At 45.0% G+C, this 24,898-nt stretch carries 21 protein-coding genes; 20 read left to right on the top strand and 1 reads right to left on the bottom strand.

The features are described from left to right. Window positions 1-51 precede the first annotated feature (51 nt). The 12 genes from L5L91_RS01815 (at window position 52) to L5L91_RS01870 (ending at window position 18,110) form a co-directional block, all read left to right on the top strand. Window positions 52-2,583, top strand: a complete 2,532-nt coding sequence (locus tag L5L91_RS01815; RefSeq protein ID WP_173245650.1) for an OmcA/MtrC family decaheme c-type cytochrome — start codon at window positions 52-54, stop codon at window positions 2,581-2,583. Window positions 2,584-2,985: 402 nt separating this feature from the next. Beyond that, on the top strand, window positions 2,986-4,938 hold the full coding sequence (locus tag L5L91_RS01820) for an OmcA/MtrC family decaheme c-type cytochrome (protein ID WP_173245653.1): 1,953 nt from the start codon (window positions 2,986-2,988) through the stop codon (window positions 4,936-4,938). A 68-nt stretch (window positions 4,939-5,006) separates the two neighbouring features. Then, window positions 5,007-6,008 carry a decaheme c-type cytochrome MtrA gene (mtrA, locus tag L5L91_RS01825; RefSeq protein ID WP_028760483.1) on the top strand — a complete coding sequence of 334 codons (1,002 nt, stop codon included), beginning with the start codon at window positions 5,007-5,009 and terminating at the stop codon, window positions 6,006-6,008. A 12-nt stretch (window positions 6,009-6,020) separates the two neighbouring features. Then, the gene (locus L5L91_RS01830; protein WP_263172157.1) at window positions 6,021-8,108 is read left to right on the top strand and encodes an MtrB/PioB family decaheme-associated outer membrane protein; all 2,088 of its coding nucleotides are present in this window, start codon (window positions 6,021-6,023) and stop codon (window positions 8,106-8,108) included. Between the two features lie 215 nt (window positions 8,109-8,323). After that, window positions 8,324-8,929, top strand: coding sequence for a hypothetical protein (locus L5L91_RS01835; RefSeq protein ID WP_263192833.1), 606 nt, complete (start codon window positions 8,324-8,326; stop codon window positions 8,927-8,929). Window positions 8,930-9,039: 110 nt separating this feature from the next. Continuing rightward, a complete protein-coding gene (locus tag L5L91_RS01840) occupies window positions 9,040-9,738 on the top strand; it encodes a uracil-DNA glycosylase family protein (RefSeq protein ID WP_263235658.1) in 699 nt (232 codons plus the stop codon). Window positions 9,739-9,746: 8 nt separating this feature from the next. Beyond that, window positions 9,747-10,985 carry a sugar diacid recognition domain-containing protein gene (locus L5L91_RS01845; RefSeq protein ID WP_028760487.1) on the top strand — a complete coding sequence of 413 codons (1,239 nt, stop codon included), beginning with the start codon at window positions 9,747-9,749 and terminating at the stop codon, window positions 10,983-10,985. Window positions 10,986-11,193: 208 nt separating this feature from the next. Then, the gene (locus L5L91_RS01850) at window positions 11,194-12,201 is read left to right on the top strand and encodes a catalase family peroxidase (protein ID WP_263235548.1); all 1,008 of its coding nucleotides are present in this window, start codon (window positions 11,194-11,196) and stop codon (window positions 12,199-12,201) included. 325 nt (window positions 12,202-12,526) lie between these two features. Beyond that, window positions 12,527-13,885, top strand: coding sequence for a GntP family permease (locus L5L91_RS01855; protein WP_263144375.1), 1,359 nt, complete (start codon window positions 12,527-12,529; stop codon window positions 13,883-13,885). A gap of 232 nt (window positions 13,886-14,117) precedes the next feature. Further along, window positions 14,118-15,338: a glycerate kinase gene (locus L5L91_RS01860; protein WP_263144372.1), complete on the top strand. Its 1,221-nt coding sequence runs from the start codon at window positions 14,118-14,120 to the stop codon at window positions 15,336-15,338. Window positions 15,339-15,619: 281 nt separating this feature from the next. Next, window positions 15,620-17,269: a pyridoxal-dependent aspartate 1-decarboxylase PanP gene (gene panP, locus L5L91_RS01865; protein ID WP_028760491.1), complete on the top strand. Its 1,650-nt coding sequence runs from the start codon at window positions 15,620-15,622 to the stop codon at window positions 17,267-17,269. Between the two features lie 637 nt (window positions 17,270-17,906). After that, window positions 17,907-18,110, top strand: coding sequence for a hypothetical protein (locus tag L5L91_RS01870; RefSeq protein ID WP_028760492.1), 204 nt, complete (start codon window positions 17,907-17,909; stop codon window positions 18,108-18,110). A gap of 433 nt (window positions 18,111-18,543) precedes the next feature. On the opposite strand, the gene L5L91_RS01875 is transcribed toward L5L91_RS01870, so the two are convergent. Continuing rightward, complete coding sequence (locus L5L91_RS01875) at window positions 18,544-18,867, bottom strand: helix-turn-helix domain-containing protein (protein WP_081729048.1); 324 nt, start codon at window positions 18,865-18,867, stop codon at window positions 18,544-18,546. A 90-nt stretch (window positions 18,868-18,957) separates the two neighbouring features. Between L5L91_RS01875 and L5L91_RS01880 the strand changes: the two genes are divergently transcribed. The 8 genes from L5L91_RS01880 to L5L91_RS01915 all read left to right on the top strand — a co-directional run bounded on the left by L5L91_RS01880 (window position 18,958) and on the right by L5L91_RS01915 (window position 24,252). Then, window positions 18,958-19,449 carry a DUF2938 domain-containing protein gene (locus L5L91_RS01880; RefSeq protein ID WP_249195589.1) on the top strand — a complete coding sequence of 164 codons (492 nt, stop codon included), beginning with the start codon at window positions 18,958-18,960 and terminating at the stop codon, window positions 19,447-19,449. A gap of 137 nt (window positions 19,450-19,586) precedes the next feature. Then, window positions 19,587-20,039, top strand: a complete 453-nt coding sequence (locus L5L91_RS01885; protein WP_263138165.1) for a hypothetical protein — start codon at window positions 19,587-19,589, stop codon at window positions 20,037-20,039. A 354-nt stretch (window positions 20,040-20,393) separates the two neighbouring features. After that, complete coding sequence (locus L5L91_RS01890) at window positions 20,394-20,702, top strand: hypothetical protein (protein WP_263235553.1); 309 nt, start codon at window positions 20,394-20,396, stop codon at window positions 20,700-20,702. Between the two features lie 57 nt (window positions 20,703-20,759). Next, window positions 20,760-21,275 carry a ClbS/DfsB family four-helix bundle protein gene (locus L5L91_RS01895; protein WP_263235554.1) on the top strand — a complete coding sequence of 172 codons (516 nt, stop codon included), beginning with the start codon at window positions 20,760-20,762 and terminating at the stop codon, window positions 21,273-21,275. Window positions 21,276-21,305: 30 nt separating this feature from the next. Continuing rightward, complete coding sequence (locus tag L5L91_RS01900) at window positions 21,306-21,962, top strand: Vat family streptogramin A O-acetyltransferase (protein ID WP_263235556.1); 657 nt, start codon at window positions 21,306-21,308, stop codon at window positions 21,960-21,962. A gap of 189 nt (window positions 21,963-22,151) precedes the next feature. Then, on the top strand, window positions 22,152-22,988 hold the full coding sequence (locus L5L91_RS01905) for an AraC family transcriptional regulator (protein ID WP_263235557.1): 837 nt from the start codon (window positions 22,152-22,154) through the stop codon (window positions 22,986-22,988). A 125-nt stretch (window positions 22,989-23,113) separates the two neighbouring features. Continuing rightward, window positions 23,114-23,953 (top strand): AzlC family ABC transporter permease, encoded by an 840-nt coding sequence (locus L5L91_RS01910; RefSeq protein WP_263138161.1) that lies wholly within the window; start codon window positions 23,114-23,116, stop codon window positions 23,951-23,953. Further along, window positions 23,950-24,252 (top strand): AzlD domain-containing protein, encoded by a 303-nt coding sequence (locus L5L91_RS01915; protein WP_131525746.1) that lies wholly within the window; start codon window positions 23,950-23,952, stop codon window positions 24,250-24,252. Before L5L91_RS01910 ends, L5L91_RS01915 begins: the two co-directional genes overlap by 4 nt. The last annotated feature ends 646 nt before the right edge of the window (window positions 24,253-24,898 follow it).

Raw genomic sequence — 24,898 nt, forward strand, 5'->3', positions numbered from 1 at the left:
TCTTATTTGCCAGGCGTTTGATGATGATTACAACTATTGCAGGGAAATATCATGATGAAACGGTTCAATTTCAATACCGCAACAAAAGCGATGTTGGGTGCCGGTTTACTCTCTCTACTACTCGCCGGTTGCGGTGGTAGTGACGGTAAAGATGGTGAAGACGGAAAACCGGGTCCGGTAGGCTTAGACATAAGTCAAGCCACCACACTCAAAGCCACACTTGAAGATGTAAAAATTGACAACGGCACTGTCAGCGTAGACATAGTACTAACGAATGCGAATGGCGTTCCTGTGACGGGCCTAGAGCAATACGCTCAAATCAATGCTATCGGATTGGGTATTGCAAAACTTACCCCTGAAAGTGGCAAAGGTTACAAAACACCTCAATGGGTCAGCTATATCAACTCAGTGAAAGCAGCTGATCCTGCACGCAGTCTTGCAAATTATAGCTATACCGATGGTAAAGATAGCGCTGGCAATCCTATTACTAAAGAAATGAAATTTACACCTGGTGATGCTATTCAAGCGAACATCGAATCTAGTTGTAAAACCACTTGTTTAACAGTGGTTGATAGTGGCGTTTACCGCTATACCTTCCAAACCAATTTAAGTACTTTGCCCGCTATTGAAGGTCTCGATTTAACCTACGACCCAACATTAATACATCGCATTACTTTAGAACTTCAAACCGATGGCAGTAAAGATGCCAAGTTAGTCAACAGCCATATCGACTTCTTACCAAGCGATAACTTTAGAGTAGCTAAAGAGACGGAAACGCGTACGGTCGTCGATTTAGAAGCGAACTGTATCAAGTGTCACAGCACAAATTATAGCGATACATCTTCTACTGCTAAGCCATTAGCACTACATGGCGGAAGACGGATCGGAATAGCAAACTGTCAAGTTTGTCATACCAGCTACAGTAAAGATCCAGAAACAGGATCACCTTTGGATATGGGCGCCATGGTTCATGCCATTCACAAAGGTACTTACGCTATGGTGGGTTACAGCGGAACGGCTTATGACTTTAGCGGTACTATGGCTAAAGCTGCGGCTGAAAGTGGCTACCCACAATACCGTGAAGGTAAAGACGTTTCTGAACGAGTCACTCTGCCTGTCTCTATCGGGAACTGCCAGTCTTGCCATAGCACAGATGACAAAGGACCCGTTGATGCCGCGAGCTTTAAACATCACAAAGGTTTAGCCTGCGCATCTTGTCACATGTCAGGTTTTAATCCAGTAGATAACAGTGAATGGTTAACGCCACCTGAAGGTCAAAAAGACCGTGGTTTCGTTGGTAACTATTTCCATTACTATGCAACACCTGAAATTGACGGTATTCCAGGTGCAAACCTAGTCAATGTATTCCAAAATGGAGGCTGCGCTTCTTGTCACGCCGAACAAGGTGAAGAAGGCAGCGCTAAATATCACTTAGCAAAAGCTAATGCCACTAAGTTACTGCGAACTGAATATGCCTATAAGTTAGAAAATGGCACATTTGATGTGGCTAAAGGAGAGTTAACATTCACAGTCGATTGGCACAGTGATGTTGCTCCACATCAAGATCCTAAAGTGAAAGAGTTTTGGGTCAGCTTAACGGCATTCAATGGCACTGAATACACCATGGGCCCACGTCCATCTAATGGTACTTTAGGTCGTAGCGAAAACCGTATTTCTGTAAATTTGGCCAAAGTTGAGACTAACGCTAACTTAACAGCGGTACCAAATGGCTCAAAAGTAACATACACATTAACAGGCATTAAAGCTGTTATTGGCACAAGTTCTGTTCCATACAAACAAATTGTTAGTATTGGTAAAGGCTTCATGGACGGCAAATTGCTGATCTGTGCAAACTCTGCAGAACTCGATCCAACGATGGATGCTGCGATTGATTGTAGTAACACTGAAGCACCAATCTACGAAGTGATTGTTGGCAGTAATAAAGCTTCATTCTCTGCCGATGCAAGTAATGTTACCGCACGTAGCATAGTCATCTCTGAAGCAAAATGTGCTAACTGTCATGGTGAGAAAGCTGACTTTTCAGCCTCTCATGCGCTGACCCATGCGGCAGACAAGCCTGATAACAGCTGTGGTACTTGTCACTCTGCTGTACCTAATACCGCGGTAGCTTTAGCCGATGGTAGTTGTGTGGCTTGTCACAATGGCGCTCCTGCTCACAGTAAAAAGCCATTTGAACGTGGTTTTGACTTTAAAGTCATGATCCACCAAATTCACGCTGATACTCGCAGTGTTCGCCGTTTAACAACAGATGCAGCAACCTTCCCTGAAAACCCAGCGAACTGCGCGGCTTGTCATGATAAAGGTCAACTTAGCTTAGCTACACTAGGCGATAAACCTGCGTTCTTAGCAAGTACTGGTGAATACTCACCAACCGTTGCAGCTTGTGCATCTTGCCATGCAACGACCGCAACTGACAGCGCAGTGATAGGTCACTTCGAAACCAATGGTGGTGTATATAACGCTGCTGCTGGCACTTATACTCCTGGTAGCGAAACCTGTGCGACCTGCCATGGTGAAGGTAAATCATTTGGTGTGGATAAAGTTCACCCAGTGAAATACTAATATGGAACCGAGTAACGAATCGCAAATCAGTCGTTACTCACATTAAATTCAGCAAAATCCCTCGCACTGCGGGGGATTTTATTTACATAACAGCAATCCCATTCAAACCTTGCTTTTATAGTATAAAGTCAACGCACATTACCCAGATAAAATCCGCTGTTTTTTTGTTCTAGAATCATTTTTACCTCTCGCTTTAAATACCTCTTTAGAAATAGAAAGATCCAAGTCACACATTAGCAAAGGCCTTGGAGATTTTAAGGTCATGTTAGGTTAGCCTTTCCTTGGGGAATTCTATTTCCAGCATCCACTTAAGTCGCTTCTAGTGACCAAAAACACAGACATAGAATCTGTTGGCTCTAGAACATAGCGTTTAAGCAATGCCAAACCTATGCAGGGAAAAAAATGATGAACGCACAAACAACTAAAATCGCACTGCTGTTAGCAGCAAGTGCAGTCACTATGGCCTTAGCGGGCTGTGGTGGCAGCGATGGTAATGATGGTAATCCCGGTGAACCTGGTGGCGAACCTGCTCCAGCGATTCAAACCCTTAATTTCGCCTTTGACAAATCTGTCGTCACTAACGGTATTCCGAGTGTTGAGTTTACCGTCACTAACGAAAATGATTTACCCGTTGTTGGCCTACAAAAAATGCGTTTTGCCGCAGCACAATTAATCCCACAAGGCGCAACTGGTGCAGGTAATGCGTCACAATGGCAATACTTTGGTGATGAAACCTGTGATGTCGCTGCAACATGCCCAGGGACTTTCGTTGACAAGAAAAACGGTCACTACAGTTATACTTTTAGTATGAACCTGACCGCTAACACTAAAGTCACTTATAACGAACAGTTAGCTCAACGAGTATTAATCCGCGCTTATAACACTCCGCTTCCCGATGGTACTCAAGTACCAAACAGTAACGCCTTTGTCGACTTCACTGCCGATACTGGTGCACTGCCAACATACAGTCGCAAAATTGTCGCCACAGAAAGCTGTAATACTTGTCACCAAGATTTAGCCAATGTTAAACATGGCGGCGCGTATTCCGACGTTAATTACTGTGCAACTTGCCACACGGCCGGAAAAGTCGGTGTAGGTAAAGAGTTCAATGTTCTCGTTCACGCTAAACACAAAGACCTCACCTTAGGCTCATTAGAAAGCTGTCAAAGCTGTCACGCAGCAAATGAGGCTACGCCTGATTGGAGTAATTGGTCACGTATCCCAACTGCTGCCTCATGTGGAAGCTGCCATAGCGCAGTGGACTTTGCTGCTGGTAAAGGCCACTCACAACAACTAGATAACTCCAACTGTATCGCCTGTCATAACAGCGATTGGACTGCAGAACTGCACACAGGTAAGACTGCAGACAAAAAAGCCGTTATCGCTCAGTTAGGTATGTCAGCAGCACTTGCTGGTCAAGCTGATGATACTGCAGTATTAACCGTGTCTATCTTAGACAAAGATGGTAACGCAATTGATGCGGCAACCGTTCAAGATAAGATTAAACGTTTAGAGTCTGTTACCAACGTTGGCCCTAACTTCCCGATCATGGGCTACAATCCAAGTCCAGGTAGCGGTAAAGCGAAAATAGCGAAAGACTTAGTCAAAGATGGCGCACTGCAAGAAGGTGTAACCTTAGTTGACGGTAAATTGGTCTTTACAACACCCGCTCTACCTTTCGGTGCAGGCGATACTGATACCGCCTTTACCATTATCGGTTTAGAAGTGTGTAGCACTGGTACAAGCTTAACCGCATGTACCGCAGACAGCGCAACAACGAGCATGAAAGCTGAACTAGCTTTTGGCACTAAGTCTGGTAAAGCACCGAGCATGCGTCATGTTAACTCAGTTGAGTTTGGTACCTGTCAAGGTTGTCACGGTGATAGCTTCGAAATTCACAAAGGCCACCATGCGGGTTTTGTGATGACAGAACAGCTATCACATGCAAAAGATGCCAGCGGTAAGCCAATCGTCGGTGTGGATGCGTGTGTCGCTTGTCATACCCCTGATGGTACCTATGCAAGTGGTGCTAACAAAGGTGCGTTGGAGATGAAATTACACGTTGTTCATGGTAAACAAGGTGTCATCAAAGAATGTACCCAATGTCATAACGACTTCAACCTAGATGCATTCAAGGTCAAAGGCGCTCTGGCAACAACTGCGGGTAAATACACCACGCCAATCACTGCCACTTGTACTTCATGCCACGCGCCAGAATCTATTGGCCACGGCTTAGAAAATATGGGCGCGATTGTGAACGGTGATTATGTTCAAGCCAATCAAGCGGCGCAGTCAGAAACCTGTTTCTACTGTCACAAACCCACACCAACAGATCACACTCAGGTGAAGATGTAATTTGCCCAAGCAGGGGGAGTTCGCTCCCCCTTTCTTGAATTTTGTTGGGACAAATTGGGAAGCCTATTATGAAGAACAGCCTAAAAATGAAAAACCTACTGCCGGCACTTGTCATCTCCATGGCAATGTCTGCAGTGATGTCTTTATGCATCACACCGAGTGCACACGCCTCAAAGTGGGATGACAAAATGACTCCAGAACAAGTCGAAGCCACCTTAGATAAGAAGTTTGCCGAAGGCAGCTACTCCCCTAAAGGTGCCGATTCTTGTTTGATGTGCCACAAAAAATCTGAAAAAGTGATGGACCTCTTCAAAGGTGTTCATGGCGCCATTGATTCATCAAAGAGCCCAATGGCTGGCCTGCAATGTGAAGCCTGTCATGGTCCTATGGGTCAACACAATAAAGGCGGCAACGAGCCGATGATCACTTTTGGTAAGCAATCGACCTTAAGTGCAGAAAAACAAAACAGTGTCTGTATGAGCTGTCACCAAGATGATAAACGCGTATCTTGGAACGGTAGTCACCATGACAATGCCGATGTTGCTTGTGCCTCATGCCACCAAGTGCATGTCGCAAAAGATCCTGTGTTATCAAAAAACACCGAAATGGAAGTCTGTACTAGCTGCCACACTAAGCAAAAAGCAGATATGAATAAACGCTCGAGTCACCCACTAAAATGGGCTCAAATGACCTGTAGCGATTGTCATAATCCCCATGGGAGCATGACAGATTCCGATCTAAACAAGCCTAGCATTAACGAAACCTGTTACTCCTGCCACGCCGAGAAACGCGGCCCAAAACTGTGGGAACATGCACCCGTTACTGAGAACTGTGTGACTTGCCACAATCCTCACGGCAGTGTGAATGATGCCATGTTGAAAACCCGCGCACCGCAGCTGTGTCAGCAATGTCACGCCAGCGATGGACACGCCAGCAATGCTTACTTAGGTAACACTGGTTTAGGTTCAAACGTCGGCGACAATGCCTTTACGGGTGGAAGAAGCTGTTTAAATTGCCACAGTCAGGTCCATGGTTCAAACCATCCATCTGGCAAGCTATTACAGCGCTAAGGAGACGAGAAAATGAAATTTAAACTCAATTTGATCACTCTGGCGTTACTCGCAAACACAGGTTTTGCAATAGCGGCCGACGGGTATGGCTTAGCCAATGCCAATACAGAAAAAGTCAAAATGTCCGCTTGGAGCTGTAAAGGCTGCGTTGTTGAAACGGGTACGTCTGGCACTGTGGGTGTTGGCGTGGGTTACAACAGCGAAGAGGATATTCGCTCGGCGAATGCCTTTGGGACTTCAAACGAAGTTGCGGGTAAATTTGATGCCGATGTCACCTTCCGTGGTGAGAAAGGCTATCAAGCCAGCGTTGAAGCTTATCAACTGGGCATGGATGGTGGCCGTTTAGATGTCAATGCGGGTAAACAAGGTCAGTATAATGTCAATGTAAACTATCGCCAAATCGCCACTTACAACAGTAATAGCGCCTTAACGCCCTACTCTGGTGTCGGCAGCGATAATTTAACCTTGCCAGACAACTGGGTAACTGCGGGTTCAAGCAACCAGATGCCGTTACTGATGGACAACCTAAATGCCTTAGAACTGTCGCTCAAACGTGAGCGCACAGGGTTAGGTTTTGACTATCAAGGTGAATCGCTGTGGAGTACGCATGTGAGCTACATGCGTGAAGAAAAAACCGGCTTGAAAAAAACATCAGGTGGATTCTTTAACCAATCCATGATGTTAGCTGAGCCAGTTGATTACACCACTGACTCCATTGAAGCTGGCATTAAACTAAAAGGCGATCGTTGGTTCACTGCACTTAACTACAATGGCTCAATTTTTAAGAACGAGTACAACCAGTTAAACTTCGACAGTGCCTTCAATCCGACCTTTGGTGCTCAAACCTCTGGCACACTCGCCCTTGACCCTGACAACCAGTCACACACAGTGTCGCTCATGGGTCAATACAACGACAATACCAATGTGTTAACAGGTCGTGTGCTTGCGGGACAAATGAGTCAAGACCAAGCATTAGTCACTTCAGGCTATGGCTATCAAGTGCCGACAGAGGCCGTTGATGCCAAAGTTGACCTCACAGGGTTGAACTTAAAAGTCGTCAGTAAAGTGACTAACTCACTGCGCTTAAGTGGTAGCTACGACTATAGCGACCGTGATAACAATACTCAAATTGAAGAGTGGACCCAAGTCAGCATCAACAATGTCAATGGTAAGGTGGCCTATAACACCCCTTACGATAACACTAGCCAACGCTTCAAAGTGGCGGCGGATTATCGTATTACCCATGGACTGAAGCTTGATGGCGGCTATGACTTCAAACGTGATGACCGTAATTATCAAGACCGTGAAACCACGGATGAAAATACCGTTTGGGCACGTTTGCGCGTTAACAGCTTTGAAACTTGGGATATGTGGGTTAAGGGCAGTTACGGTCAGCGTGATGGCTCGCAATATCAAGCTTCTGAATGGACATCTTCTGAAACCAACAGCCTGTTACGTAAGTACAATCTGGCTAACCGCGACAGAACCCAGATTGAAGCTCGAGTCACCCACTCGCCAATCGACAGCTTGACCATAGATTTCGGTGCCCGTTACGCATTAGATGACTACTCTGACACAGTTATTGGCTTAACAGAGTCAAAAGACACCAGTTATGATGCCAACATCAGCTACATGATCACCGATGATTTACTGGCGACAGCATTCTACAACTACCAAATCATTGAGTCTGAACAAGCGGGAAGCAGTAATTACAGCACCCCAACATGGACAGGATTCATTGAAGACAATGTAGATGTGGTCGGGGCGGGCCTGAGCTACAACAACTTGCTTGAGAACAAGTTACGCATGGGATTGGATTACACTTATTCAAACTCCGACAGTAACACTCAAGTCAGACAAGGTATCACAGGCGACTATGGCGATTATTTTGCCAAAGTGCACAACATTAACTTATATGCTCAATATCAAGCCACCGAGAAAATGGCTCTGCGCTTGGATTATAAAATTGAGAATTATAAAGACAATGATGCCGCCAATGATATCGCCGTCGATGGGATCTGGAACGTCGTAGGCTTTGGCAGCAATAGCCATGACTACACAGCGCAAATGATCATGCTGAGCATGAGTTACAAACTCTAATCGATACTGTTCATAACACGAAAGCCCGCATGTTGCGGGCTTTTGTTTAAGCGCAGCAAGATCTTTTAAAGCGATTACATCATGGCAGATAACAGTAAAAATCTTGAATAAGATCAGACTCTGGCGCAAAAGTCCGCCCATAAAAAGCTTAATCCTTGAGTTTTGGCTCACTTTAGCGGATCTTAATTCAATCTTTTAGTTAATCCTCTGAGCCCATGCGTATTTATTCTTCACTCTCCCAATCTCAGTGGTTGTTATCAATTCCCGCACTAGTGGGGCTAAGCCTATTACCCTTACCCGCCATGGCGTTCGACCCATCGGGTGGCGCAGCGAGCCTATTTATCATTTTAGGCCTAGGTGGTTTTACCTTAATCAATCTGTTTCTACAGGGCTTATTCTTTTTTGCGGGTCAGTATCGCAGCGCCACTTTTGCTAGACGCCATGTATTAAGCGCACTAATAGTGCCATTAATTGCCATTGCGTTAGCCATTTATGATCATAGAGGTTGGAGTGATTTCGCCCTTAACTTAGGTATTATCTGTGTCGGTATTGGACTGATTTTATTGCCACTACAGCTTTGCCAAATCGATAAACCCACCAATCGCAATGCAGATTGGATCATCAGCCTAGGGGCATTATTCATCTTAGCTCTGAGCTATGTGATTGCCCCCTTAGCCTTCTTTACGATTGTACTGGCCCACATCTGTTTAGCTTCAAGCCCAAATCAAATTCCTAAGATATTAAGTTATATCGGTTTAATCCTTGGCTATTCTCTTTTTGGCTACTGGGTATATCAAACAGTGATGATGCTCCAATCCTGATTGAAAATGAATGAGCAACGATAAAATTAGCGATTAAATTGACTAAGACGAATCTCACTAAAGCGCCATCGCCACTTTGCGTAACTGTACCGCCATCATGCTCGGCATCAATGGCTAAACTGCTGGCAAAAATCAGCGCCTGTACTTTATGTCAGGCCCATTTACCCTTAGCGCCCAAACCAATATTGCAGGCCAGTACCCAAGCGCGGATTTTGATTGCAGGCCAAGCTCCGGGCGTAAAAACCCACCATAAAGGCAGACCTTTTGACGATGCCAGCGGTGAACGGCTGCGCACTTGGTTAAATGTCACGCGGGAGCAATTCTACGACCCCAATCTTTTTGCCATTATCCCTATGGGATTTTGTTTTCCGGGCAGTATCGAAAAAAACGGTAAAAAGCAGGGTGATAAACCACCGCGCCCCGAATGTGCTGCCACTTGGCATCAGGCCTTGCTCGCCCTAATGCCGCAAATAGAGCTAATTGTGATCCTCGGCCAATATGCCATCGACTATCATCTACCGCGCGAATCGTCCGAGGCCGTAAACCCCACTTCACCGATCACTGAGCCTCAAACAACCAGCAGTAAAATTTCGACCAGCGCTAAAGTAACAGTCATCCCCAAACTGAAACCAATAACAGTGACCCAAGCATGCGCGCAATGGCAGCAATATTGGCCTAAGTATCTTGTCTTGCCGCACCCAAGCCCGCGTAATAATCTTTGGCTTAAGCAGCATCCTGAGTTTGAACGCGATATGCTACCCAGATTAAGAATGCGTATTGCATCCCTGTTAAACCTTCAACCCCACTAGGCGCCTGTATGTATCTGCTTGATTCTGCCATTGCTAAGCAAATTGTGAGTCGTACAATGAAAATCATTGGCCACAATATCAATGTGATGAACGGCCAAGGGGTGATTTTAGGCTCAGGCGACCCTAAGCGCATTGGCTCAACCCACGAAGGCGCGCTGCTGGCGATTGCCCAAAATCGCAATGTTGAGATCAGTCAAGAAGTCGCATCAGGGCTGCATGGCGTTAAGCCAGGCATCAATTTACCCTTACATTATCAAGGACAAATTATCGGCGTCGTCGGTATTACCGGTGATCCACGTGAGCTCACCCATTATGGTGAGTTACTTAAAATGACCGCCGAAATGATTGTTGAACAAGCCAACTTGCAGGATAAATTGCAATGGGAGAATCGCCAGCGTGAAGAGTTTATTCTGCAACTGATCAAAGCTGAAACCGATGATGCACAGTTGCACCGCTGGGCAAAACAGCTAGACATTGATATCAGCCTGCCAAGAGTCGCGGCCATTATTGAGATCAGCGAGAAAAACATCCAGAAACACCATTTAAAAACCGACACCACCCCAGCGGCCTTGTACTTAGCTGAGGCATCCACTCAGCCCGCCGATGAACGCAGCCCCAGAGTCAGTGAAACCCTCAAGCAAGTGCTGCATCTATTGCAATATCCTGACCGTGGTAATTTGATTGCCATGACCTCAATGTCGCAGTTGGTGATCCTAAAGCCTGCTTTTTTAGATGGAAAACAATGGGATCCTGAGCTTGAAAATCAGCGTATCGATAAGCTGTTGCAGCGCTTACCCGCCCAAATGGATTTAAACTTTAAAATTGCCCTAGGCCATTTCTTCCCCGAAAAAGGCGGGATAGCGCGCTCCTATCACACGGCTCAAGAAACCTTAGCACTCGGTAAGCAGCTCAATGCAGAAGGGAATAAATACCTGTTTGAAGATTATTCCCTACAAGTGTTACTTGCAGGGCTAAAACATGACTGGCGCGGTCAGGCGCTGGCAACGCCCTACCAGCAACTCGCCAAGGCGGACAAAAACGGCCAATTACGCAAAACCTTAGCGGCATACATCACCCACTTTGGCGATGCACAGCAATGCGCGAATGCCCTGTTTATTCATCGCAATACACTCAGATATCGCCTTGATAAAATTCAGCAAATCACCCAAGCCGACATTCAATCCCTGCATGGATTATTAAGCCTGTATCTTGGGCAATTAATTGATACTTCGACTCGCTTAACTTAATACTCAAATAACTTAGCAACTCAACAGATTCGCCAGAAAAAGCCCGCAGATGACGGCGCAAACCTTATAACCAGATCAATTGAGTAAAACTTGGCCTGTACTAAAAAATTAATTGAAAGATTTATACCGTATCCCCTTTCCTATCCTTTCATATAGTATCGCGTCGATATTCTAGCGCTCTCTACTTAGTCCATTGAAAGGAATGATAATGACCTCAATCAAACTGACTTTACTCGCCAAAGCTTGCCTCATTAGCGGCTTAGCGCTGACTTCACCTTCGTTAATCGCGGCCGAGAAAACCATTCCCGAACTGGTCGATGCCGTCAACGGCACACCCGATGCGGCAAGTCGCGAGGCGGGTAAAAATGTCAAACTGCGTAATCACACTAAGGGATTTTGTACCTCAGGCAGTTTTAAACCGAATCCACAATTACAACAAACGTTGGCAATTCCATTTTTTAATCAAGATAGTATCAAGGTCACAGCCCGCTTTTCCCTCGGCGGTACAAATCCGCAGATCTCAGATAAAACCGCTGGGCGCTTTATGTCACTCAAAATTGACGGCGATAAAGAAAACCTTAACTTTGTCACCACTAACGTTCCCGTTTTCTTTGCCAAAAATCTCGAAGAATTTTTTAACTTTCAGACCAAAGTGAAACAAGGCCCTGAAGGTAAACAGTGGCTTATTGATAATCAACCCAGCGCTAAAGCTTTTTTCGACTACGTTAAACAGTTGCCTCCCAGCCCAAGTTTTGCCAACAGCCGCTACTTCGGTGTAAATAGTTTCCTGTTCAGCACGCAAAAAAACAGTGTTCAACAAGGTGAAACGGTCGCGGGTAAATGGATTTTTGAACCTGTCACTGGTACTGCCGGGCTGTCAGCCAGTGAACTTGCCAATCTCAGTGATGATTTTTTAAAGGCAGAATTACTCGAGCGCATTAAAACCCAGCCAGCACAATGGAACCTCTATATTCAACTCGCCGAAATGGGGGATGAGATTAATGACCCAACCGTGATCTGGCCTGAAACTCGCCAGCGTTTACTGGTAGGCCAAGTGAGGATTAACGGTGAACGAGACAGCGATCCCCAAGTGCAACAGTGTGATAAAGGCATATTTAACCCACTGTTATTGCCTAAGGGCATTACTGCATCTGCCGATCCGATACTCAATGCCCGCACCGCAGCCTATGTAGAATCCTTTATTCGTCGTCAATAAAGAGTCGAGTTAAGTCCCTCCTGTTTAGGATTGGCAAATAGCCCTATTTGCCAATCCTTATCGACAAGCGCCTCCCTTACCGACAAAACGCCTCCTCCTGCATTCGAATTCACCTAAGCATTTTTGTGCATGAGCACAAAAATGGCGAAACATAACGCGGTAATTCCGTGGATTTAGCCAAAGCTATTCAAACATACCTGCACAATAATAGGATGACCTTAAAGCAGCCCTCATTTGGACTCAGGCCCAAATAAGCACTGCGCCCTACACTATAAGTCAAAAAACTTACTCAAAAACTTCAGCCAAGAACTGAACGGGACAAACTATGAACTTAGTGCTTATTCTCATCGGCGTGATTGCATTTATTGTTATCGCGACCTCAAAATTTAAACTCCACCCCTTTTTAACCTTAATTCTGGCCGCCTTTATCGCAGCCTTCGCCTATGGCTTGCCGAGCGGGGAAATCGCTAAAACCATTACCACAGGGTTTGGCAATATTTTAGGCTATATCGGCTTAGTGATCGTCTTAGGCACTATCATAGGGATTATTCTGGAAAAAAGCGGCGCCGCCATCACCATGGCCGATGTGGTGATCAAGATATTAGGTAAACGCTTCCCGACACTCACTATGTCAATTATCGGTTATCTCGTGTCTATTCCGGTCTTTTGTGACTCGGGTTTTGTGATCTTAAACTCACTGAAACAATCGATGGCGAACCGCATGAAGGTCTCTAGTGTCTCCATGAGCGTTGCCTTAGCCACAGGTCTGTACGCCACTCACACCTTTGTACCGCCAACGCCTGGCCCTATCGCCGCCGCAGGCAACTTAGGCTTAGAGTCCAACTTAGGTTTAGTGATCGGTGTGGGTCTCTTTGTGGCCGCTGTTGCGGCACTCGCGGGTATGTTATGGGCAAACCGCTTTGCCGATGTTGAGCCCGATGGTGAAGGCGCAGAAGAACTTAAAGCGCAGGCCAGTGACTATGAAACGCTGAAAAAAAGCTATGGTACGTTACCAAGCCCATTAAAAGCTTTCGCACCAATTTTTGTGCCTATCGTATTAATTTGTTTAGGTTCTATCGCTAACTTCCCTTCTGCGCCTTTGGGTAAAGAAGGTGTGTTTGATGTGCTCGTGTTCCTTGGTCAGCCTGTTAATGCCCTGATGATTGGCCTGTTTTTATCCCTGCTGCTGTTAAAGGGTGAGAATAAGATCAGCGAATTTAGCGAACGCATCAGCCAAGGGCTCGTCACTGCCGCGCCGATTATTTTAATCACAGGTGCAGGTGGTGCCTTTGGTGCGGTATTAAAAGCCACGCCTATCGGTGACTTTTTGGGCACATCACTGTCGGCACTGGGTATCGGTATCTTTATGCCATTTATCGTCGCTGCCGCGCTTAAGTCAGCGCAGGGTTCATCGACAGTCGCATTAGTCGCAACCTCTGCACTGGTTGCGCCTATGCTTGGCGATATTGGTCTTGGTAGCGATATGGGCCGAGTGTTAACAGTAATGGCCATTGGCGCAGGTGCAATGACAGTTTCCCACGCCAATGACAGCTTCTTTTGGGTCGTCACCCAGTTTAGCCGCATGAGCGTCAAACAAGCCTATAAAGCCCAAACTATGGCGACCCTAATCCAAGGTGTAACATCCATGGTAACTGTGTATGTGCTAAGCCTAGTGTTGCTCTAATATTAATGAGTTCTTGATTCAATATTGTCCCTTGGGCACATGCCGTGCCCAAGATATATCTCTGTTATACGCCCTAATAATTGCAACAGATTAATGTGCCAGTGATGGATATAAATGCCTTTATATCACCTCAGTTTTAGCACAGGGATGTTGTTGCGCCCAACGTAAGTGGCCTTGGGTTTAGTGTTCAACATTGAGCCCTGTTTTATCCCATTTAGCTGTAGGATTTTTAATGAAAATAGTTATCGCCCCCGACTCATTTAAAGAAAGCTTAAGCGCGCTCGAAGTGGCCAACGCCATCGAACAAGGCTTAAAACAAGTGATACCCGACTGCGACATAATCAAAATACCCGTTGCCGATGGTGGCGAAGGCACAGTGCAATCTATGGTGGACGCCACGGGCGGCAGTATTGTCAGCTTAGAGGTCATGGGGCCACTGGGGCATAGAGTGCAAGCGCACTATGGCATCCTTGGGGAAGGCATTCTGGGCGCGGCTATGAATACAAGTTCTGCTTCAGTTTCACGTGCAGATCCAACGAGCAAATCGCCACATCAAGGCGCGATTGCCGTGATTGAAATGGCCTCAGCCTCAGGTTTGCACCATGTGCCGAGGGAGCAACGTAATCCGCTGCTTACCACAAGTTATGGCACGGGCGAGCTGATTTGTGATGCGCTTAATCGGGGGATAAAGCACATCATTTTGGGGCTGGGCGGCAGTGCCACCAACGATGGCGGCGCGGGTATGGCCCAAGCGCTGGATATTTTATTGCTCGATGGCCAAGGTAAAACCTTGCCTTCTGGCGGCGCAGCGCTGGCGAACCTTGCTCAAATCGATGTATCAAACGCTCATCCACTTTTACGTGAGTGCAGCTTCGAAGTTGCCTGCGATGTTGATAATCCACTGTGCGGTGAACGCGGTGCATCGGCAATTTTTGGTCCGCAAAAAGGTGCGACGCCTGAGATGGTTAAGCAGCTAGATGCCGCTCTTGCCCATTATGCCGATGTGATTGCCCGCAATGGCATTAGTGATCACCGCGATCATGCCGGGGCTGGCGCTGCTGGCGGTATGGGTCTTGGCGTGATGGCTTTTTTAAATGCCGAGCTTAAACCTGGGGTTGAGATTGTAATGCAAACCGTTGGCCTTGCGGACAAAATCCGTGGCGCCGATGTAGTGATCACAGGTGAAGGCCGTATCGATGGTCAAACCGTGTTTGGTAAAACCCCAATGGGCGTGTTAAAGCAAGCCAAACTGCAGGGCATTCCCACTATCGGTATCGCGGGCTGCCTCGGTGAAAACGCCAATGCCATATTGGATCACGGTATGGCGGCTATCTTCCCTATCATCCCGCACTTAAGTCCGCTTGATGATGTGCTGGCCAATGCCAAGCTAAACCTTTGCAATACCGCCCGAAATATCGGCGCGGTACTCATGTTGGGCCAACGCAAATTTTAGGGCTAACATGAATTTTAGGGCTAATGCTCAGGCTTGATGAGTGGCTCGTCGAGTTAAACATAAAGGCGCCATAACGGCGCCTTTGCTTATTTAGGCCGCAACGCTTTGGTAATACCAAATTTTAGTGCTTGATGCCTAAAAGGCCTTGCAGTAAAGTGAGCTCCCTTTTTGGTATTCCGCTGATTGAACATTTGAGAGTCACAGATCGCGCATCACTGGTCCGTTATACTCTTCGAGCCAATTTGCGGTTTCACTATAAAAATTAATAGACGGCAAGCCCCATGACCCAGAAACTCCCTCGCCAAGCCACCGCATCCGAAGCAAGTTTGCTCCGCATTTTTACTGCACCGGAAGATGCAAGCTCAACGCTGAGTATTATTGAGCAAAAGCTCTCCGAGGACTTAGCAGGCTTTTTGGGTGACAGTATCGCCGCGCTCGAAAAACCCTTGTCTGAAATCGAAACCGATTTTCAAGCTTTTGAGATCCCAACTCAGCCGCGTTTTGTCTCCGATTACACCGACGAAATTATGCAAAATTTGGTGGCGCATTCGGTACACACAGCGGCGCCAAGTTTTATCGGCCACATGACTTCGGCACTGCCCTACTTTGTGTTGCCGCTGTCAAAAATGATGGTGGGACTCAATCAAAATCTGGTCAAAATAGAAACCTCTAAGGCATTTACGCCGCTTGAACGCCAAGTGCTCGGCATGATGCACCATTTGATTTATGCCCAAGATACAGATTTTTATCAAAGCTGGATGCACAGCGCCAATCATTCCCTCGGGGCATTTTGCTCCGGCGGCACGGTTGCCAACATCACGGCGCTGTGGATTGCCCGTAACCAATTATTAAAAGCCGATGGCGAGTTTAAAGGCGTCAGCCGCGAAGGCTTACTCAAGGCGCTGCGCCACTATGGCTATGACGATTTAGCGATTTTGGTCTCGGAGCGCGGTCACTATTCGCTAGGCAAAGCCGTCGATCTGCTTGGTATCGGCCGCGACAATATCATCAGCATTCCCACTGGCAGCAATAACAAGGTCGATGTCGCGAAAATGCGTCAAGCCGCCCTTGAACTTGCTAGCAAGAACATCAAAGTATTAGCGATTGTTGGCGTGGCTGGCACCACAGAAACCGGTAATGTTGACCCGTTGACAGAATTAGCTGCGCTGGCAAAAGAGTTAAACTGCCATTTCCATGTGGATGCAGCGTGGGGCGGCGCAAGTTTATTATCCAATAAATACCGCCACTTACTCGCAGGTATCGAACTTGCGGACTCAGTCACTATCGATGCCCACAAACAAATGTACGTGCCTATGGGCGCAGGCATGGTGTTATTTAAAGACCCAGAGTTTGCCCACGCCATTGCCCACCACGCCGAATATATTCTGCGCCGTGGTTCAAAGGACTTAGGCAGCCAAACGCTAGAAGGTTCACGCCCCGGCATGGCGATGTTAGTGCACGCTTGCTTACAGATCATCGGCCGCGATGGTTATGAAATCTTAATCAATAACAGCCTTGAAAAAGCCCGCTATTTTGCCGAACAAATCAAAACCCATGAGGATTTTGAGCTAATCACTGAGCCAGAACTTTGTCTGCTGACTTACCGTTATGTGCCCGCCAGCATCCAAGCCGCCATGCAACTTGCCTGTGAGCAAGCAGACACAGTAAAACTCGCCCGCTTTAACGAGCTGCTCGATGGCCTCACCCAGTTTATTCAAAAGCACCAACGCGAACAGGGTAAATCCTTCGTCTCCCGTACCCGCATTCAGCCCGCCCGCTATTTTAGACAAGCAACCGTAGTGTTTCGCGTAGTACTCGCCAACCCCCTCACCAGCCATGACATTCTCAATCAAGTGCTGGTTGAGCAAAGCGAAATCGCCGCATTAGATAACGAGTTTTTACCCGCACTCATGGCGATGATTGCTGATTAGCAAGTTTGGGATGATGAGTTTCAAATAGCGGCTTTCAGATAAAAAGTTTCTAATAGCAAAACAGCCGCAAAGATTTTTGCGGCTGTTTTGCTATTAGACAATGAATTAGCTGCACGTTAAAGAGACAAAATTAAGCGCTTATTCATTGTCATTTATACGCCGAATTCAACTGCTTCCGTGACACGCCATGAAGCCATCCATGGCGGCTCTGCGATGACATCCATGTCATCGAAGGTCACGTCAACAGCTGAATTCGCCTTGGCTAATTTCTGCGTAATCTGCTGCATATGGAAAAATACATACCACTATCACATAGGCAGTCATGCTCCACACATAAGAGTGAAAACTAGCTTGAAAAACACCAAGGGTGTAGGTGTCTCACTCTTTAGTGAGATTAGCTTACGCGCCACTAAGGCTAAGTGTCTATGGTCTTTCCCTTTGAACAAATTAAACCAAAGTTTGTTAGTTTTATTTTATTTTTATATATGTTACGTTGCTCCAGTGCTGGTGTGCGGCTTGACGGGAAGTTCAGACTTTAGTTTAACTAATCCACAAAAAAAAACGAAGGCAGGCATTTGCACCGAGAATAGTAATGTCTATGTACCAGTAAATTTTTACCAAAAAAGGATTTTATAAAATGAACATAGGAACTAAGGTTGGTCTTTTACTTTCTGTAACTGGTTGTGTGATTGGGGGATACTTCGGTCTTTCACCTGTCTATTCACTGCTACAATCAGGTGCTATATATGGACAAGAAGCTGGCTTATTTTTTGGAATTACAGGTATTGTAATTGGGAGCATGATAGCTGTGATGACTTATCTTTCTTCGAGAAAGAATTAACAATCTAATACTATATATGATGGACTAAGGCTAAAATTAATTAGCTTAGACCTAATATGAAACTTATCCATTTATTGGGCAGTATCTGGTTGAATTTGGGTTAAATATTTTTCAGAATAAATTTGTTTTCCATCACACAAGGTAGGCATGGTGGGTGTTCGACGATAAGCACATCAGATCTTGTAGCACCCATTGTTTTAAAGCACCATCTATTTTAAATAAGTTTGATTAGCACAAAATAAGTTAAACGCTATTGCCAAGATTAAGTACTGATCATTCACTCCTTTGTGTGTCGAATTCAATTGCTAAATTTAAGTAACCACAATATTTCTTATACGCATAGCGAGTGATTGATTTCTATCACTGATTAAGATTCAAAAGACTTTACCGATTTCATTAGTTTTTGGAATGATGGACATTCTAAGTGATCTGATTATGGGCAACTTGCTACATGGTTAAGACTATCTCGTATTGCTTTTAGCCGCTTAATGTTGAGATCAATATCAGATGCTTTTTTCGCCAGTAAATTACGATCAATGGTCAATTGATTCGATTCATTAAACATCGTAGTGATTTCGTTTAATGATAAACCTGCAATACGTCCAAGTGAGATAATATTCAATTTATTAATGATTTTAGGGGCATATTGGCGTCTAAGTCCTTTTCTGCCAATGGACTGGATAAGTCCAATTTTTTCATAAAATCTCAATGTTGAAGGAGCTAATCCTGATTCGCGTGATACCTCTGCAATATCCATAACATTCACTCTTGACTTAAAGTTGACTTCAAGTTGTACCATGCCTGAACTATATCAATATCAGGAAAGAATACCAAGAGGGAAAACTGAATGGAGATTTCTATTTGGCTACAGTCAATATTAGTGGGTATTGGTGCCACATTAATAATGGATTCATGGTCATGGTGGCAAAAAAACGTACTTCATAATCCAACTCTTGACTATGCATTTGTGGGACGTTGGTTTATTTACAGAGGTCAGCTGGTTCATCGGCCTATTATGGCAACCCCATCTGTTAAAGGAGAAACCTTTCTGGGTTGGTTTCTGCATTATTTTATCGGTATTATTATTGCTTTAATTCATGTATTAATCTTTGGGGAGATGTGGTTATTTGAGCCAACGTTGATACCTGCACTAATGACTGGTTTTGTTACCATAGTGTTTCCTTTCTATGTCATTCAACCTTGTCTTGGATTTGGGATTGCAGCAAATAAAACACCTTCACCATGGAAAGCTCGGTGGCTAAGTTTACTGACACATAGCGTCTATGGCCTAGGGCTATTTTTTGCTGCTTTAAGCCTGAAATATTTAGTTCATGTTTAAACTTAGCTATCCATTAAAAACTTTTGTCACAATAATTTAGTTTAGCCAAAGCAATCGCCACTTGTAAAAAACAATGCTAATGTAATGATTCGTATAAAAAGTATAGCTTTCTAAGCAGAATCTGTCGGAGAAAAAGGATGTTTATCAGATATATTTTAATGCTCACTGCCGTGCTGCTATGCCTTTACCCTGTTTGGGGATTAGTGAGCCCAGCAAGCTACTTGCAGGAGATATTAGAGGTTTATCCCGATGCGGAACAAGCCAGTCATACTCAAGTACGAATTACGGCGGCTATTTTATGGATAAGCAATCTGACGCTATCATTTGCGTTACTATTTATTGCAAAATTCATTAAACAACCTCAAACGTACAAATTCGCGAAAATATCGTCTATCGCATTAATTAGCTATCCATTTATTCTGACGATAACAGAGGCAATTTCTCACAGTATTCTATACCGCCACCTAGAACATACTACGTTGACAATCGAGTTTTCAGCGCAAAAAATGTTCTATTTCGTATTTGGCCTGATCATTCTGGGAATTTATCAATCCCAACAAGAGTACAAACGCGCCAAAGAGAATGGTTAATTTATCAACATATTTTAGGGAAAAACCATTGAAGTTCTTTATCTCTTTTATCTTTGCTTTTATTGGCTCAAAATTATTATTCAAATACTTCGATTTTCACTACGATATTTTTAGCGATCCTTTTGATCCATTGAAATTTATTATTGATACGGGGGTGTTCGTTGTTATTTTTATATCAACACAGATACTGTATGAAAAATATTGGGAAAAACGAATAAACAAGAACAGCCATAATTCCCCCAACTAATGCACATAAGGATAATGCGCAGAGGGACTATGAATAATATATGCTGTTAACACGCTCACAAGCGCTAAGCGACCAATCGAAACCACATAGGAACTAGAAAGCTTTATATGCGAAAAATCATTCTCCCACTGATCATGCTAAGTCTTGGCGCATTGCCTCTATATGCTCCAGCACAGGACAGCAGCGCGTTATGGGGTAAAAAATACGCTGAGGTGAAATCGAGTTTATTGGCTGCTGGCTGGGTATTAGCGCCTGTAGCAGAAGATGAAACGCCAATAACAGCAGATTACCCCGAAATAACCTGTGGTAACGGCGCGATGGCAATTTGCTCTGTCGGCTTTAAGCGAGACAATAGTACGCTTGCCTTAGTAGTTGAATCTATTGAACAAGAGCTTATTGTGACAGGTGAATACTAAACAGCCCAATGGACGATGTGAAACTCAGCCTAAGCATCTAATGTAAACGAGGTAGTGATGTCATCTGTACCCCGATCAAAACAAGAACTTGAATTGGCTATTTACTCAGTTTTCCCCAAATTGATGGCAGACTATCGTTCAATCCCAGCCCAAATGTCCCGTGTGTGCAGCATAGAAGGAAACATCAAAGGTACACAAATTAGTGTAAGTGATACCGTCGCTTACCTTATTGGTTGGAGTAAATTAGTGCTCAAATGGTACGAGTTAACATCGCAAGCACTCCCCGTTGATTTTCCCGATACGGGTTATAAATGGAATCAACTGGGATTATTAGCAGAGCGATTTCATCATGAATATAGCCAATGGCAATATACTGATTTACTTGATGAATATGAAATGACAATGGAAAAATTGTCAACGCTGATTGCGAGTCTCAGTAATCAGCAACTGTACGGCATAACTTGGTACGATAAATGGACTCTGGGCCGTATGATCCAGTTCAATACTTACTCCCCGATGAAGAATATGCGTACCAAAGTACGACGATTCAAAAAAGACAATGCATTACCCTAGTAAACAACTCTTTTAAGCACGGAGGTATTCATGCCAAGTACCCGCACTCCCCCGCAATTAGGCCCAAATCCCAACGATAAAGCGCCGATGAAAGGCTTCCCTCAAGTTGGATTTCTTAAAAACTTTATTACCCGCGAGAACATTATCGTCGGTGATTACACTTATTATGACGATCCAGCTGGTCCTGAAAGGTTCGAGTCGAATGTGCTTTATCACTTTGACTTTATTGGCGATAAACTGAATATCGGTAAATTCTGCGCCATTGCGAAAGACGTGAAATTCATTATGAATGGCGCCAATCATCAAGTATCTGGCTTTTCAACTTATCCCTTTTATATCTTCGGCAATGGCTGGGAGAAAGCGGCGCCCAAGCCCGAAGATTTACCTTTTAAGGGCGACACCTGTATCGGTAACGACGTGTGGATTGGTTATAACGCCACTATCATGCCTGGAGTGAAGATTGGCCACGGCGCCATTGTTGCCAGTCAATCCGTAGTGACAAAAGATGTGCCACCCTACGCTGTGGTTGGCGGTAATCCTGCCACAGTGATCAAGCTGAGATTCGAGCAAACTGTGATAGATGAGCTTGTTGCCATCGCTTGGTGGGATTGGCCGATAGAGAAAATCACTCAACACCTTGAGGCTATCGCGGGGGCAGAACTCACAACATTACAGCAGGCAACCTAAATAACGCCTATCGCGAGCAAGACTGAACGAAAAATCTCAAGCGACAAGCATTAAGCAACAAACATTAAAAAAACGCCATTAAACGCAAACAAAATCCAATATGCGCAATTTTGTACAAAAGCACTGAGGGTTTCTGGGTTACTATCAGGCACAACCCGCCCATTCATACACTAAACACGGAGGCCTAGTGTGAACACAGAACATGCGGCCTACCAGATTGCCGATGAATTAGGTGGCCTCGAGTTACTCAATGCCCACTACCATAAACAAAACTTTAGTCGGCACACCCATGAAGGTTATACAGTCGGCGTGATTGAAACGGGGGCGCAGCGTTTTTATCGCACAGGTGGCAACCATGTGGCGCCAAAGCACAGCATCATTCTCGTTAACGCCGACGAAGTCCATAATGGCTGTAGCGCCACAGAGGGCGGTTGGTCCTATCGTGCCATGTATCCAGTACCCGCACAGTTTGCCAATATTAACAGTGAGCTAGCAACAAACAACGGTGCGCCCTATTTCCCTGAGCCCGTAGTGTACGATCCTGAATTAGCCGAACTGCTGCGCCTCACCTTTAATACCTTAGATACATCGGACAATCGCTTACTGCGCAAAAGCTTGGTCTATTCAAGCTTGACACAGTTGATGACACGCCATGGCAAGAATCACCCAAGCGATGACCTCGCTGTAATCGCTAAGCCTGCGTTAGCACTGGTGAAATCCTTTATCGACGATCATCCTGCGGCCGATATCTCCCTTGAAGAGCTGGCAACGCTTGCAGGATTAAGCTCCTATTATTTACTCAAACAATTTCAGCGTTATTACGGCTTACCGCCCCACGCTTACCAAATTCAGGCCAGAGTGAGACTCGCCAAAGGAAAAATCAAACAAGGCTCACGGCTGCTCGATGTCGCCCTCGATTGTGGTTTTCACGATCAAAGTCACTTGAATCGGCATTTTAAAAAGACCGTCGGCGTAACACCAGGGCAATTTGCCAAAGAAATAGGCTGCAATATTATCCAAGCCTAAACAACCACTTTAAGTTAATCTGCCATGCTCATTCTTGCTTTCTCCTCGATTGACTAAGCAAGCAACCTTATCCAAGCATTCATTGTTTAATAGCAACCCCATCACCGCTATTTTTAGGAGCCAAAGTGACCACCGACAAGCTTATAAAACCTGATGTTTATCCTGTGCATCCCACAAAATCCAAGGCATTTTTAAAAGGTACATTAGCCATGATGCCGTTGACGATAGCGGTTGTACCTTGGGGAATTTTAGCGGGCTCCTTCGCCATTGAGGTTGGGCTAACGCCCATTGAGAGCCAAGCTATGTCGGCGATTATCTTTGCGGGCGCGGCTCAATTAGTGGCACTCGGCATGGTGAAAGCTGGTATTGGTCTGTGGAGTATCTTAATTACGACGTTACTCATCACCTCACGCCATCTGTTATATGCAATGGCGATGCGCAGTCAAATCAGTCCGTTGCCGTTAAAGTGGCGCCTAACATTGGGCTTTTTGCTCACAGATGAACTGTTTGCCATCGCCAATCAAGGCAAGTTACATAAGTTCGACCCTTGGTACGCCCTTGGCGGCGGTTTGAGTTTCTATATCGGTTGGAACATAGCCACACTACTTGGCATAGTGGCGGGCAATGCGATCGAGAATTTAGATGAGATGGGATTAGATTTTGCCATCGCAGCCACCTTCATCGCTCTGGTCGTTCCTACCATAAAAAAACCATCGATTCTCGTCTGTGTATTAGTCTCGCTCACCCTAGCAGTGGTATGCGCCGTTTTTAAAATTCAAGCGGGACTGCTCATTGCCGCCATTGCGGGAATGACGGCAGGTGTACTTTACGCCAAAGCGACCAAGGAAGCGGAACGCGCAGAACAATCCGCCAGTCAGCTAGCAAGCGCACAGACCAAAACAGAAGTGGATACAGGAACAGGGACTGACATTAAGACAAAAACATTGTCAGGAGAAAAAGCATGATTTGGTTAATGATCTTTTCAATGGCGGCGGTTGTGTTTATCAGTCGTCATTTACTACTTGAGCCTAAACTACCGCTGCGATTAAGTAAGGGCACCCAAACCTTTTTAAGTTACTCGGCCCCTGCGGTACTCACTGCGATCTTTGCGCCCATAGTGTTTGTGCAGGAAGGTCAGCTCGATCTGAGCCTAGACAACAGCTATCTCATCTGCGCCGTAGTCGCTACTGTGTTGGCGCTCGTCACCCGTAATACCTTGCTAACCACAGTGCTGAGTATGGGACTGTTTTTCTTTATCCACTAAGTCAACAAAGAGTCAGTGCTCAGCAACGGCACTGACTCTTGCATCAATCACTGACACCGTTCCTACCACTCTTTTACACAGCCTAACCCCCCTCTGAGACATCGCCCCCTAGAAAATCACTTCCACGTTATCTTGATCTTCCACAATCTTCATGTATTTAGGCTCTTATGTCTGTGCAACTAATAGTATCGGCTTTAACGGTATTTCACACATCGACGATAATGGAAGAGTGATGATATTTATCAGCAATAACAAAGACTCAAACAATAAAAAAAATACTTAACCTAACCATATTCAAACTATTAGTCTCTAAAACGTCCATTCAGAAATGTTATTTACAGCATCTATTACGGCACTAATCTCAGTATAGTTATCGGTATAGTTATCGGTATAGTTCTCGGTATAGTTCTCGGTATAAAGAGTCCATTAAAAAAGTTTTACATAATAAAATGCCGCATAAATATTAATCCACACTCAAAAACCAACCCATTAAAAATTAAAGTAAATACACTATATTATAAAGTTTTAAATACCGTTTAAAAATAAATTAATTAACACTTTTAACCAAATTCAAACACGCCTTAAATTAATTCATTTTTATTTTGTTTAATAAAAATAAAAGTGCTAGTTTTTAGATGTGCCTAGC

It is taken from the genome of Shewanella sp. SM55, assembly GCF_025654025.1.
GTDB classification, from domain to species: domain Bacteria; phylum Pseudomonadota; class Gammaproteobacteria; order Enterobacterales; family Shewanellaceae; genus Shewanella; species Shewanella oncorhynchi.